The following is a 265-nucleotide window of genomic DNA, read 5'->3' on the forward strand; positions in this document are numbered from 1 at the left end:
CCTGCTCACCGGCGAGAGCCTGAACCACCTGGGCGGCACCTCGGTCTGGGGCGCCGGCTATGGCTATGACGCCAACGGAGCACTGAAGATCCAGACCTATCCCAGCGGCCTGTCGATCGACTACGCCCCCAACGCCCTGGGCCAGCCGACGCAGGCGGGCACCTACGCCACCAGCGTGAGCTACTACCCCAACGGCGCCATCGCCCAGTTCACCTACGGCAACGGCATCAAGCACACGCTGACCCAGAACGCCCGCCAGCTGCCC

The 265-nt window shown here is 67.9% G+C and carries 1 pseudogene; it reads left to right on the forward strand.

What is annotated here, in order from left to right:
* A pseudogene (locus tag LG367_RS18265) lies at positions 1–265 on the forward strand (RHS repeat protein); the annotation flags it as partial.

It is taken from the genome of Luteimonas panaciterrae (genome assembly GCF_020511115.1).
Lineage (GTDB): Bacteria > Pseudomonadota > Gammaproteobacteria > Xanthomonadales > Xanthomonadaceae > Luteimonas > Luteimonas panaciterrae.